Origin of the sequence: Acidothermus cellulolyticus 11B (genome assembly GCF_000015025.1) — a bacterium.
Taxonomy (GTDB): Bacteria; Actinomycetota; Actinomycetes; order Acidothermales; family Acidothermaceae; genus Acidothermus; species Acidothermus cellulolyticus.
In genome coordinates this window covers 179,306-193,076 of record NC_008578.1, presented here as the reverse complement: position 1 = coordinate 193,076, position 13,771 = coordinate 179,306, and the positions used below count along the sequence as shown (strand labels likewise).

Below are 13,771 nucleotides of genomic sequence, written 5' to 3'. Positions count from 1 at the left end.
GGGCGGTCACCGGGTGGGTGACCGCCCCATACCCCCGTGGCGTGGACGGGGTGTCGCGGCCGCGGCCGGGTGGTGGGCTGGTGTGTGCTGCGTCCCTGCCCCTAGCCGGGGCCGCGGCACCCCTGGGTTGGACCGGTGGTCAGGAGGTGGTGCAGGTAAAGGTCGGGGTGCCGGGTGTGCCGTTGGCCTGGAACCCGAACGTCGTCGACCCACCCGCGGGAATCACCCCGTTGTAGGAGGCATTGACCGCCCGCACCGACGTCCCGGTCACCGACACCACCGCATTCCACGCGTTGACCAGACTGTCACCCGACGGCCAACTCCACCCGACCTGCCAACCACTGGTCGACACCCCACCGGTATTACTCACCGTCACCGTGGCGGTAAACCCGCCCGGCCAACTACTGTCCACCCGCATACTCGCCACACACCCAGACGACGGCGAGCTGCTCGGACTCGGCGACGGACTCGGCGACGGACTCGGAGACGGCGACGGGCTCGGGCTCGGGGACGGGGACGGTGTCGGGCTCGGGGACGGTGTCGGGCTGGGGCTGGTGCCGGACGGTTCAGTCCCCCACACCAACCGGCCATTGACGTACACCGTCACCTTCGACCAATCCTGGAAGGTGGTGTTCGTCCCATACGAGTAGTCATTCGTCTCGGTGAAATTCGACCAGTCACTCTTATTCACCCGGCTTTGAATCTCACCCGTCGACCCACCAGCCGGCAAGGTGCCGCCGGTGAACGACAACTGCAAGTAGGTGTCCGCCGTCGGCGTCGCCGGGTTCACCGAACCGAACGAGGCGCGGATATTCCCACACCCCATCACGGCCCAGTCACAGTTGTACACCAGTGTCGACGACCCACCATCCCGGGTGAACCAGTACCGCACCGTCACCGTCGACAAATCCACCGACGACGACCCGGTATTCACCACCTGCAAACCCGGTTTGATCTGATTATCACCCGGCGCCGAATCATTGTTCTTATACTGCACCTTCACCCCACCCGACACCGGCGACGAAGACGGCGACGGAGACGGGCTCGGCGACGGGGATGGGCTCGGCGACGGACTCGGCGACGGACTCGGCGACGGACTCGGCGACGGCGACGGAGACGGCGACACCGACGCACTTGCACTGAGCGCGTTCAAGACGGCGGTGAAGGCTGGCTTTGGCTGAAGATTGCTGTCGAACATTGTCGCTGCACCCTGACCCGAGAAGGTGCCGGGCACCCACGAGTCCGCGTCGCTGACGTCCCACTGAGTGATGCCGACACAGCGTGCAACCGCAAGGCAGGCCTTGACGACATTGGCGTCATCTGTCGCCTGCTGGTTGAGATTCTGCTGCGAAGGTGGAGTCGGCATCCGGTCGTCGAGCTCGGTGATGGCGACGTCAACGCCGAGGTCCGCGAAGCGCTGCATGTTTTGCTGCAGGGTCGACGGAACCTGCCCGACAATGAAGTGGCTCTCGAAGCCGACGCCGTCGATGGGCACGCCCTGGCTCTTCAGTTGCTTAATCAAGTTGTACATCGCGTCGCTCTTGGCGTTGATACCCTCGATGTTGTAGTCGTTGAGGTAGAGCTTCGCGTTTGGATCGGCGGCGTGGGCGGTCCGCAGGGCGTCGGCGATGTAGCCCGCTCCCATCGCTTGATAGAAAACATCGGTGCGGAGATTGCCGCTGTCGTCGAACGGTTCGTTCACTACGTCCCAGGCGTATATTTTGCCCTTGTAGTGCGTCACTTCAGCCGTGATGTGTGACTCCATGGCCGACTGAACCTGGCTCAGCGGCAGGCTCGACACCCATCCGGGCAGCTGGCTGTGCCAGACCAGGTTGTGACCACGGACCCGCATGTTGTGTGCAGTGGCGAAAGCGACGATCTGATCGCCTGGACCGAAATTGAAGGATCCTCTCGACGACTCGACGGTGTCCCACTTCATTTCGTTCTCAGGCGTTAGCATGTCGAATTGCGTGGCGACCAGGTTAGCGGCAGCTGAGTTGTTCAGTGTATTGACGCTCGCCGATACGCCGAAGTAGCGGCCGTTCGCCTCCGCCCCCTGTTTCAAGGTGGACGCAGCGTGGGCGATGCCGCCTGTGATCAAAACGGTGGCGGCGGCAAGCGTAGCGACGCCGACGACACTGGCCGACGTCACCATTCTTCGCATCGCGTGATGCATGAAAATCTCCTCCATCGGAACTCGGGTACACACGACAACCGCCGACGCCGGAGATCGTGGCGGCTTCCCCCGTCCTCCTGGATGCCATGCCTTCCAGCCGCCTCTGAAAGTTTCGGCAACAATGCCAGGAGCCTGCCGGCAGGTTAGAGGACTGTCTCTGCAGTGTCAAGACGGTAATCAGCCGGAATTCACTGAGTAATCGGCCATCAGCGTTACGCGTCCACACCCGATCGGATTCGAAAATTGTCGACCGATATTCGGCGAACGGGCGGGTACAAGCAGCCGGCACACAACCTGACAAGCACCAGTGCAACAGACGACCATCCTCGGCCGACACCACTGCCGCTGGGCCGTCACCCAGATGGCGCCGGTGGCACGCCATCCGGCAGACGACCATCCTCGTCGACACCACGCTCGTGTGTGTGGTGTGGGGTGGTGGTGGGGTTGTGTGGGGCGGTCACCGGGTGGGTGACCGCCCCATACCCCCGTGGCGTGGACGGCGTGTCGCGGCCGCGGCCGGGTGGTGGGCTGGTGTGTGCTGCGTCCCTGCCCCTAGCCGGGGCCGCGGCACCCCTGGGTTGGACCGGTGGTCAGGAGGTGGTGCAGGTAAAGGTCGGGGTGCCGGGTGTGCCGTTGGCCTGGAACCCGAACGTCGTCGACCCACCCGCGGGAATCACCCCGTTGTAGGAGGCATTGACCGCCCGCACCGACGTCCCGGTCACCGACACCACCGCATTCCACGCGTTGACCAGACTGTCACCCGACGGCCAACTCCACCCGACCTGCCAACCACTGGTCGACACCCCACCGGTATTACTCACCGTCACCGTGGCGGTAAACCCGCCCGGCCAACTACTGTCCACCCGCATACTCGCCACACACCCAGACGACGGCGAGCTGCTCGGACTCGGCGACGGACTCGGCGACGGACTCGGAGACGGCGACGGGCTCGGGCTCGGGGACGGGGACGGTGTCGGGCTCGGGGACGGTGTCGGGCTGGGGCTGGTGCCGGACGGTTCAGTCCCCCACACCAACCGGCCATTGACGTACACCGTCACCTTCGACCAATCCTGGAAGGTGGTGTTCGTCCCATACGAGTAGTCATTCGTCTCGGTGAAATTCGACCAGTCACTCTTATTCACCCGGCTTTGAATCTCACCCGTCGACCCACCAGCCGGCAAGGTGCCGCCGGTGAACGACAACTGCAAGTAGGTGTCCGCCGTCGGCGTCGCCGGGTTCACCGAACCGAACGAGGCGCGGATATTCCCACACCCCATCACGGCCCAGTCACAGTTGTACACCAGTGTCGACGACCCACCATCCCGGGTGAACCAGTACCGCACCGTCACCGTCGACAAATCCACCGACGACGACCCGGTATTCACCACCTGCAAACCCGGTTTGATCTGATTATCACCCGGCGCCGAATCATTGTTCTTATACTGCACCTTCACCCCACCCGACACCGGCGACGAAGACGGCGACGGAGACGGGCTCGGCGACGGGGATGGGCTCGGCGACGGACTCGGCGACGGACTCGGCGACGGCGACGGACTCGGCGACGGCGACGGAGACGGCGACACCGACCCACCCGCACTGTCAAGACCGAGGAATGTGATGGCGTACGCGTCCATTCCGGTTTGCGGCAGGACATGACCCGCACCCGCCACACTTATCGCTTCGACCGGTGGCTGCGTCGTCGTGCTGCCGTACCGGCTTCGTGTCCATCCGGACACCGGACTGTCGCTCGAAGTCGGCGTTGTCGAGAGTCCGTGCAGGTTGGTCCACTGCTTGACCTCTTCGCCGAGATTTGCGTAGTTGAGCGTGGTATCCGCCGTGCCGTGCCAGAGTTGAATGCGCGGGTACCCGCCGGTGTAACCTGGATAAGCCGACCGGGCAAGGTCGCCCCACTGTTGGGCCGTCTTAATCACCTGGCCGTTGGCACATTGACTGTTCCACGTCACACTTGCGCTGCCCGTCGCGAAGCATCCGTACGGGACACCCATGAAGGCGACACCGGCCGCGAAAACATCGGGATATTCGGCGAGCAGTACGTTCGTCATCATGGCGCCGGACGATACGCCCATGGCGAAGACGCGACTGCGGTCAATGGGATATTGACTCTCGACCCACGACACCATGGACATGACGCCTTGCGGGTCACTGCCGCCGTTGCGGGCAAGTGCTTGCGGACTATAGACATCGAAGCACTGACCACTACGGGTGGCCTCCGGGAAGACAATGATGTATCCGTACCGGTCAGCTGCGGTCACAAAGTCGTGCGCGTAGCCGCTGAACAGTGCCTGCGCACTGCCCGTGCAGTAATGAATGGCGACCAGCAGAGCAGGCCGGGCAGCCAGATTTTGCGGTACATAGACGTACATGTTCAAGGCCGTGGGATTCGTGCCGAAATTCGTTACTTGCGTCAACACGCCGGGTGGGATCGGGCCTGTCGAGGCGGCGCGTGCACCACCGGCCCCAAGGAATCCCGTCATGGCCGCCGTGATCGCAACAGTCCCGGCACTTAGCCAAACCGCCAGGCGTCGTCCAATACGTCGCATGGAAGTCTCCTTTGTTGGAACGGTGACGTGTACCGCCGCCGACGATGTCGCTCACCGTGGCGGCAGCCGTCCCCCGTAACCCCTGCGCCGATCTCCAGCCGCCTCTGAAAGTTTCGGCAACAAATGAGGGTTCGGCGTAACGGTAGGAGAGCCTGCGGCAGCTGTCAAGCCGATGTGCCAAGCGGAAGTATGATCGCGACGCACATAACCGCACTTCTGGCCCAACGGGACGTGCAATCTGTCGTCCGGTCAGGTACCGCGCAATCGGGGAGCGTCTTCGAAAACTATCGAGTCGGCGGTGCCTGTGCCAGTCGAATAAAGTCAGCGAGAGTCAATGCCTCGCCCCGGTCGGTCGGCCGAAGGCCGGCGGCAAGGATCCGCTCCTCGGCCGCCTGTGCCGAACCGGCCCAGCCGCTCAGCGCGCGCCGCAACATCTTCCGCCGCTGGGCAAATGCGGCGTCAATGACGGCAAAGACCGCCGCGCGGTCGACCCCGGGAACGGGCGGCGGCTGCCGATCGATCCGCACCACGGCGGATTCCACCTGCGGCCGCGGCCAGAAGACGTCGGCGGAGACCGAGCCGACGATCCTCGCCCGACCGTACCACCGCAGTTTTATCGAGGGCGCACCGTACGCAGGTGAACCGGGATCCGCGCAGAGCCGCTCGGCCACCTCCCGTTGCACCATGATGACCGTCCGCGTCACGGTGGAAAATCGCTCGAATACCCGCAGCACGGCGGGTACCGCCACGTTGTAGGGCAAGTTGGCGACAAGAACCGTTGGATCGTCCGGGAGAGTTGTCAGCCGCAGAACGTCACCGTGGACGACCACGAGCCGGTCGGCGAACGCCGGACAGCGACGACGAATCGTCTCCGGCAGGACGGCGGCCAGCACTCGGTCAATCTCGACGGCAAGCAGGCGACGGACCAGCGGCAACAGCACCAGGGTGAGGGAACCGAAACCAGGGCCGATCTCAAGCGCGATGTCCTCGGACGACAATTCGGCATATCGCGCGATTTTCCGCAGCACTCCGGGATCGACAACAAAATGCTGGCCGAATGTCTTGCGCGGCCGGACTCCGGCACTCCGCGCGAGCTCCCGAATGTCCGCAGCGCCGAGCGGCTTGCACACCGCGTCGACATGACCAGCGTCTGACACGACCTCATGGTACGTTGACGCCGCGCCGGAAAACCGGAGCCCAAACCGTATGAGTGCGAGAAAATTCGTGGATATTCACGGCGTGATCCGTTGAAAAGATGTGGGTATGTTACCACGCGGTCAGCTGAAGAGATAATGCCCACAGACGGGCCACTGCCGCCGCCAATCGCTCCGCTGGTAAAGGAGCTGGGCGCGGTACGTCTGTTCGGACGGCGATGCATCGCTCGGCAACCCCCGGCCGCCAACGGCCCGCCAGGTGGGCAGGGTGAATTGGTACAGCCCGTAATACGGGGGATCCACGAGATTCGGTCGGCCGCCTGATTCGCACCGGGCGAGCGCGGCCCAGTTCAAACCGTCGGATTTTACGGAGTATGTCGGCGCGGGTGCGACCGGAATGGGTTTGGTGCCGACCAGCACAACTTGAGGTGTCGGTGGAACGCTGACCTGCGACGACAGCAACTGCTTGCTGCGCTCCGTTCCGTTCGCATACGTGACCCGGTACGTCCGGACAAGGACGCCGTTATGCCCCAACTGGGAGACTTTCCGTGTTCCGACGTAGAGCGAGGAATCGTATGTGGTGACCGTGTTATACGGAATCGGAACCTGCTCGGTCGTCTGACCGATTGTTATCCGGGTGATGACGACCGTCACGCCGTCAGCAGGCCGTTCCTCCAACGGAACCGAGACTTCGTCATCTGGGTTCAGCCGGATACCGGCACTCTGCAGGGCGCCGCCGATTGTGTCGTCTGTGGTGACGATGCTCTGCACCCGCCCGTCGACGACAACGGAGAGCGTGTGCGGGAGGTTGATGGAAATGTCCATGCCGGATAACGGGACGCGCGCGAACCGGTTCACCGAGAGGCGCGCGCCTGCCGTACGAATACCGATGTACCGCAGCGCGTCGGCAACGCTGTTGGCCGCGACCCATACTCGGCGGGTGACGCCATCGACAGTGACAGTCAACAATCGGCCGTGCGTAACGGTTACCGTTTGCCCGTCGTGAATCCGGGAGTTCGTCGCCGGCGTGACAGAATCGTGCGGACCGACAGCAATGTGCTGCTTCTTCAACACGTCGGCCACACTGCGGGCATGCGTGCGAACGTGCTGCACGTGGCCGTCGACAACGAGGACAACGGATGCTTGGTGAGCCGCATAGCCGGCTGCAGCGGAGAGCACCGCCGCTGCGACCAAACCGGAGCCGGTCGCCAGAATGAGCCGCTTGCGCACAACACTCCCCGGACTCGGCCTGCCGGTGACGTGAACAGCCGGAATCACATAAGCGTAATTCTTACGGCCGTCCCACCCCGGCGGACATCCAGCAGCCGCTGGACGCCACAGCGACGGTAACAACCGGCCACCGCCTCCGCAAGTCCGCCGCGCAGGGGCCGGGTGGACGACGGCCGGGAAATCGACGGGGTCGTCGACGCGCGAGCCCGCCGCGCAGCGGCCGGGGAGGGTCGCCGCCGCGGCGAGGTTGCCCCGGATTACGCCGCCCCGCGGTCAACCAGCTCCGGGCGTCCGCCGCCGCGCCGAGAAGCGACGCAACAGCCGATGTGAGCTATCTCTCAGCGCCGGGCCCTGCTACCACGAACCGAAGACCTGCAGGGCGTTCGCTGCCGTCCGGGTTGCGACCTCCTCCTCCGGGACGCCTTTCAATGCGGCGATGGCTCGAATGGTGAGGGCGACGAGATACGGCCCGTTCCGGTGCCCGCGATAGGGCATCGGCGTGAGAAACGGCGCATCCGTCTCGACGAGCATCGCGTCCAACGGCGTCCAGGCGGCTGCTTCACGAACGTCTGGTGCGTTCTTGAAGGTGACGGTGCCGGAGAAGGACAGAAAATAGCCTTTTTCCACGCACATTTTAGCCATGGCGAGGTCGCCGGAAAAACAGTGGAAGACCGTCCGTTCGGGTGGGCCGACCTCATCGAGAATTCGCAGCACATCCGCGTGCGCATCGCGGTCGTGAATGACCAGCGCCTTGCCGAGCTGCTTGGCGATGTCAATGTGCCGACGGAAAATCTCCTGCTGCACCGCGGGATCGGTGCGCTTCCAGTAATAATCCAAACCCGTCTCGCCGACCGCCCGTACCTGTGGCAATGCCGCAAGCTCCGCAATAACGCCGAGAGCGTCTGCGTCGGCGTCCATTGCGTCGTTCGGATGCACAGCGACGGCCGCGACCACTTCCGCGTGTTCCTCCGCGACCCGCGCACACCATTGGGAGCTCGGCACGGAGTACCCCACGGTGACGAGCCGTTCGACACCGGCCGCCCGCGCCGCAGCAACCGCCTCAGCCACCGGCACGTCGAGAAGATCCACATGGCAGTGCGCGTCGACCGCGGGTGCGGCGAGCCGCGGTGGGATCGGCGGCGCTGGACGCTCGGTCGCCGCCGGCCGGTAATCACTCATGACGATGTCTCGGCCTGCCCCCCGGAGGCGTCCTCGGCCAGCCGGGGAAAGAGCGGATCACGCTTGGTGAGCCGGCTTCCTGCCGGCAGGACGCCGAACCGGGCTGTGTCGGAGATGCGTTGGCTGCCCAGCGGCCCAAGAGTTGCCTCCGCACCGAGTTGCTCCCACAACCGGCTGCACGCGCGAGGCATGACGGCGTTGAGAAGCACCGCGAGTGCGCGCAAGCCGTCCGCTGCGGTATACAGCACCGTGGCCAGCCGGATGCGTGCCTCGCCGTCGTCCTGTTTCGCGAGCTGCCACGGCTGCTGTTCGGTGAGATACCCATTGAGCACGAGAACGAGGTCCCAAATGCGCGCCAGGGCCGTGAAAAAGTCAAGCCGGTCCATCGCGGCGTCCGCGTCGGGAACCACCGCGGCCAACACATCGGCGACCCGCTGCTCCGCCGCCGTCACCTCGCCGGGAACAGGCAGCACGCCGTCAAAGTACCGCCCGGTCATCGCCGTGACGCGGGACGCGAGATTACCCAATCCATTGGCAAGTTCCGCGGTGTAACGGGCGCTCATCTCCTCCCAGGAGAACGAGGCGTCCTGACCGAACGGGAACGAGCGGAGGAAGTAATACCGGAAGGCGTCCGAGCCGAAGTGCGCCGTCAGCTGCGTCGGCGCAATGCCGGTCAGCCGCGTCTTGCTCATCTTCTCGCCGGAGACGAGGAGCCAACCGTGCGCGAATACTTTGCGAGGAAGGGGCAGCCCGCCGGCGAGCAGCATCGCCGGCCAAATGACGGCGTGAAAGCGCAGAATATCCTTGCCGACAAGGTGGACGTCCGCAGGCCACGTCGATGCGAAGCGCGCCCGCATCGTCTCATCGGGAGCGTCGTATCCGATCGCCGTGATGTAATTCAAAAGCGCGTCAAACCAGACGTAGACGACCTGCCGATCGTCCCACGGAATCTTGACGCCCCAGTCGAAACTTGACCGGGAAATCGACAGATCCTGCAGCCCCTGCCGAATGAACTGCATCACCTCGTTGCGCGCACTCTCCGGCTCCACCGCTTCCGGATGGGCGGCGTAGTGGTCCAGCAACGCATCGGCGTACTTGGATAACCGGAAGAAGTAATTGGTTTCACTCAGCTGGTCGACCGGACGACGGTGAACGGGGCAGACCTGCTGACCCGCATATTCTCCCTCACCGGACACCAGTTCACCGGGGAGCTTGAATTCCTCGCACGCAACACAGTAAGGCCCCTCATAGACGCCTTCGTAAATTTCGCCCTTTTCGTACAGGCGCTGGAGAAACGCTTGCACGCGACCGGTATGCCGCGGCTCGGTGGTGCGGATGAAATCGTCGTAGGAGATATCCAGCTCACGCCACGTCGGCTGCCACGCCTCCGCGACCAGCCGATCGGCCCATTCCTGCGGGGACGCCCCGCCGGCCTGCGCACTACGGAGCACCTTCTGACCGTGCTCATCGGTGCCGGTGAGGAACCAGACCGGCTCGCCCCGCTGCCGGTGCCAGCGCGCTAAAACATCAGCGGCCACGGTCGTGTAGGCGTGCCCGATGTGCGGCGCGTCGTTGACGTAATAGATCGGCGTGGTGACGTAGAAGGTCTTGGTCACTCGTTCAGGGTATCGGGAGCGGGGAATCGAGATCGAGTCACACCGGCGTCACCGGCGGCGTCGCCGGGCACGGCCGGTGTCCGATCCGCCGGGCGTCGCCGGGCACGGCCGGTGCGCGGCACACCGGGGCGCAGCGTGCACACCCGGTGCGCGGCAACTGCACCCGGCGCAGCAACCGGGCATTGCCCGCGGCTGCCGGCTCTCGTTAATCACCGTGAGCCGGGGTCCGTCCCATCGCCGTCGACGGTCCCCCGCCGGCCGCTCGGACGAGCGACACGCGGCGCACCCGCGACGACAAGCGTGACTTCGCCGCGTACTCCGGAGGCCGCCCAGGAGGCAAGCTCGACAAGGCTGCCACGCCGGACCTCTTCGTAGGTCTTGGTGAGTTCGCGGCACGCCGCCGCGCGGCGCTCGGGACCGAGAACCGCCGCCATGTCAGCCAATGTCGCAGCCAGCCGATGCGGCGCCTCAAAGAACACCATCGTGCGCGGCTCATCCGCCAGCTCGGCGAGGCGGGATCGGCGTCCGGCTTGCCTGCGGGGAAGAAATCCCTCGAAGCAGAATCGGTCAACCGGAAGCCCGCTCACCACCAGCGCCGTCGTAATCGCCGAGGGCCCGGGAATGCACGTCACGGGAATTCCGGCGGCGATGGCCTCGGTGAGCAGGCGATATCCGGGATCCGACAGCAGCGGCATCCCCGCATCCGTGACGAGCACGACCCGCCGTCCGGCCTGCAGTTCCGCAACCAATTCGTGGGCCCGCTGCCGCTCATTTGCGTCGTAGTACGACACGACACGGCCCTCGAGCTGCACGCCAAGTGCCGCAGCGAGCCGCCGTACGCGGCGGGTATCCTCGGCGGCCACGACCTCTGCGGTTGCGAGCGCCTCGCGTAACCGCGGGGAGGCGTCTTCCGCGGTGCCGATCGGCGTCGCCGCCACAACGAGAACACCCACGGGGTCATCCAAGCAGACGGACACGCCGGAGCAGGGGACTCCGGCAGACCCCACAGCCCCGCAGCAGGGACCGCCGACCCGGGCAGCGACGCTGCCGACGCGTCAGGCAGCAGCAGGGACCGCCAACTCAGGCAGCCAACCTGCCGGCGACTCGTCGGACGGCGTCGTGGATTTCTCAGTTTCGGCCACTATGGTTCCCCCATGCCCCGACCGCATCACCGCTCGTTGACGTTCCTCGTCACAGTGATCAGCAGCACACTGCTCGCCGGATGCGCGACAGCACCGCACCAGAACCGGTCAGCGGCCCAGCCGTCGGCGTCCGGCCACAGCTCGTCCGATGTGACCACGCTGACGCCGGCACCGTCGCCGGCCGTCGCGTCACCGCTGCAGGTCTTCCCACTGACCGGGATGCCCGCCGGCGGTCCCAACGCGACCCGCCCGTCGCTGGCCATCAAAGTCGACAACGTCGCCGGCTCGTTCCCGCAAGCGGGTTTGAACAACGCGGATCTGGTCGTTGACACCCCGGTCGAGGGTGGACTGACCCGGCTGTTCGTCGTCTTCCAGTCCCAGGACGCCGCCCTGGTCGGGCCGATCCGGTCCGCACGCCCGGTGGACGGCGACCTGCTCCGGCTCCTCGGCGGCGGCTACTTCGCGTACTCCGGTGCGAACAATCTGGAAATCGCTCCGGTCAAAGCGAATTCGACCGCAGTGTTGATGTCCTTCGACGCGGACAACAGCCTGTTCATCAAGCTCCCGGGGCGACCGATTCCGCACGAGATCTTCGATTCGACGACAAGGCTGTACGCACGGGGTGAGCAGCTCGCACCGACGATGGGTCCGCCGCATCAAATCTTCACGTATTCTCCGGCTCCCGCAGCGGGGACGCCAACGCAGGAGGCCGTCGTCCGGTTCGCCGCCGCGACCGCGGACTGGCGTTGGGACGGCCAGCGTTACCTGCGGTGGCAGGACGGACGGGCCGACATCCTCACCGACGGCAGCCAGGTCTGGGCCACCGACGTGGTTATTCTCCGGGTCACCCTGCGGGACAGCGGTATTCGCGACGTCACCGGTGCGGTCGAACCGTGGCCGACGGTCATCGGCTCCGGTGACTGCTGGGTGCTGCGCGACGGCGTGCGGATCGCCGGCCGGTGGAGCCGTTCGTCGCTCACTGCACCCATGGTGATCCGCGACAACGCCGGGCGGGTGATTCCGCTCCGGCCTGGGCGGGCGTGGGTGGAACTCGCGCCGACGTCGGCGGGCGTCACCTTCTCCTGACCCCTACGATGTGCCCGTGACGCTCTCCCCGCCGGCCCCGCTCGTAGCATCGCGCACCCAGGCACGGGTAATCCGCGACCGCCTGGCCCCCGCGTTCGCCGGCAACCCGGTCGTCGGCTGGGTTGGGCCGTTGCTCATCACCGCATTCGCCGGATATCTCCGGTTCCACAATCTGAGCTATCCGAGCTCCAAGATTTTCGACGAGGTGTACTACGCGCACGACGCGCACAGCCTCCTCACCCACGGTGTCGAGCTCAATAACACCGACAACGGGCCGGGCTATGTCGTCCATCCGCCGCTCGGCAAATGGATGATCGCATTTGGTGAGTGGATTTTCGGCGACAACAGTCTCGGCTGGCGGTTCAGTGCCGCGGTTGTCGGGACGCTCGCCGTCCTCATCGTCGCCCGCACCGCCCGACGGATGACCCGCTCGACCCTGCTGGGGTGCGTCGCCGGGCTGCTGTTCAGCCTCGACGGCCTGGAATTCGTACAGAGCCGGACGTCGATGCTGGACATCTTTCTGATGTTCTGGATCGTGGCGGCTTTTGCCTGTCTCATCCTCGACCGCGACCAGGTCCGGGCCCGGCTGGCTGCATGGTCGGCCGCTCGGATCCGGGCGGCGGACACCACCGGCGGCGGCGCGTCATCGGCCGAACAGCCGCACATCGGCGTCCGCTGGTGGTTCATCGCCACGATGTTCTGCCTCGGAGCCGCCTGCGCGACCAAGTGGGACGGCGTCTACTTGCTCCCGGCATTCGGCGTTCTCGCCTCCGTCTGGACGATGGGCGCACGGCGGGCAGCCGGCCTGCCCCGTCCGGCGCTCACGACGGCGGTTCGGGACGTTCCCGGGCTTTTTGCGACAACGATTCTCGTTCCGCTCGCCACGTACCTCATCTCGTGGACCGGCTGGTTCGTCAACACCGGGAAATACGCCTGGGACCGTGATTGGGCGAACAATCGCCCGGGCTGGGCGTGGGTGCCGGCGTGGATTCGCAATCCGATCCGCGGCTTGTGGCATTATCACGCGGAAGCGTTGAATTTCCACCTGCACCTGGATTCGTACCACAGCTACCGGTCGAATGCCTGGACGTGGCTCTTCGAAACCCGACCGGTGCTCTACTACGCGGAGTACCCGAAAGCCCCCAATCAGGGATGCCACGCGGCCGCCGGCTGCGCCCAAATGATCTACGACATGGGGACGCCGGCCATCTGGTGGGCGTCCATTCCGGTGATGCTTTTCATGGCGTATTTAGTACTGCGCCGGGACTGGCGCGGCAGCGCGCTGCTGGTTCCCTTCGTCTGCCTGTACGTTCCGTGGCTCTTCACCTTCCACCGAACGATGTTCTACTTCTACGCCCTGCCTCTGCTCCCCTTCATCTGCATCGCTCTCGCGGTCGCCATTGGTTACGTTCTCGGCCCGGCCGATGCGACACCGGCCCGCCGCCTGGTCGGCGCGACGGTCGCCGGTTCGTACGTCCTCATCGTGGTGCTTCTCTTCTTCTATTTCCTGCCGATCCTGACCGGGAAGACAATTCCGTTCGTCGAATGGCAGCACAAAATGTGGTTCAACAGCTGGAGCGAAAGCAATGGCTCGTAAGCGAGCCGCCGCCTGCCGCCCGGCGATCCA

General features: G+C 65.2%; 9 protein-coding genes. 2 read left to right on the top strand and 7 right to left on the bottom strand.

Going from position 1 to position 13,771, the window contains the following annotated elements:
- Positions 1-139: 139 nt before the first annotated feature.
- The 7 genes from ACEL_RS00955 to rsmI all read right to left on the bottom strand — a co-directional run bounded on the left by ACEL_RS00955 (position 140) and on the right by rsmI (position 10,869).
- Positions 140-2,176, bottom strand: a complete 2,037-nt coding sequence (locus tag ACEL_RS00955; protein WP_011719019.1) for an endo-1,4-beta-xylanase — start codon at positions 2,174-2,176, stop codon at positions 140-142.
- A gap of 590 nt (positions 2,177-2,766) precedes the next feature.
- Complete coding sequence (locus ACEL_RS12085) at positions 2,767-4,737, bottom strand: extracellular catalytic domain type 1 short-chain-length polyhydroxyalkanoate depolymerase (RefSeq protein ID WP_011719018.1); 1,971 nt, start codon at positions 4,735-4,737, stop codon at positions 2,767-2,769.
- Positions 4,738-5,021: 284 nt separating this feature from the next.
- Positions 5,022-5,894 (bottom strand): 16S rRNA (adenine(1518)-N(6)/adenine(1519)-N(6))-dimethyltransferase RsmA, encoded by an 873-nt coding sequence (gene rsmA / locus ACEL_RS00940; RefSeq protein ID WP_011719017.1) that lies wholly within the window; start codon positions 5,892-5,894, stop codon positions 5,022-5,024.
- A gap of 120 nt (positions 5,895-6,014) precedes the next feature.
- Positions 6,015-7,121, bottom strand: a complete 1,107-nt coding sequence (locus ACEL_RS00935) for a resuscitation-promoting factor (RefSeq protein ID WP_049751316.1) — start codon at positions 7,119-7,121, stop codon at positions 6,015-6,017.
- A gap of 354 nt (positions 7,122-7,475) precedes the next feature.
- The gene (locus tag ACEL_RS00930; RefSeq protein ID WP_011719015.1) at positions 7,476-8,300 is read right to left on the bottom strand and encodes a TatD family hydrolase; all 825 of its coding nucleotides are present in this window, start codon (positions 8,298-8,300) and stop codon (positions 7,476-7,478) included.
- Complete coding sequence (metG, locus tag ACEL_RS00925) at positions 8,297-9,916, bottom strand: methionine--tRNA ligase (RefSeq protein WP_011719014.1); 1,620 nt, start codon at positions 9,914-9,916, stop codon at positions 8,297-8,299. The genes ACEL_RS00930 and metG overlap by 4 nt, the downstream gene beginning before the upstream one ends.
- 209 nt (positions 9,917-10,125) lie before the next feature.
- A complete protein-coding gene (gene rsmI, locus ACEL_RS00920) occupies positions 10,126-10,869 on the bottom strand; it encodes a 16S rRNA (cytidine(1402)-2'-O)-methyltransferase (RefSeq protein WP_148204489.1) in 744 nt (247 codons plus the stop codon).
- A 201-nt stretch (positions 10,870-11,070) separates the two neighbouring features.
- Between rsmI and ACEL_RS11275 the strand changes: the two genes are divergently transcribed.
- Both ACEL_RS11275 and ACEL_RS00910 read left to right on the top strand, forming a co-directional pair.
- A complete protein-coding gene (locus ACEL_RS11275) occupies positions 11,071-12,144 on the top strand; it encodes a DUF3048 domain-containing protein (RefSeq protein ID WP_011719012.1) in 1,074 nt (357 codons plus the stop codon).
- A 16-nt stretch (positions 12,145-12,160) separates the two neighbouring features.
- Entirely contained in the window at positions 12,161-13,741 is a 1,581-nt protein-coding gene (locus ACEL_RS00910) for a dolichyl-phosphate-mannose--protein mannosyltransferase (protein WP_041835173.1), read from the top strand.
- Positions 13,742-13,771: the final 30 nt, after the last annotated feature.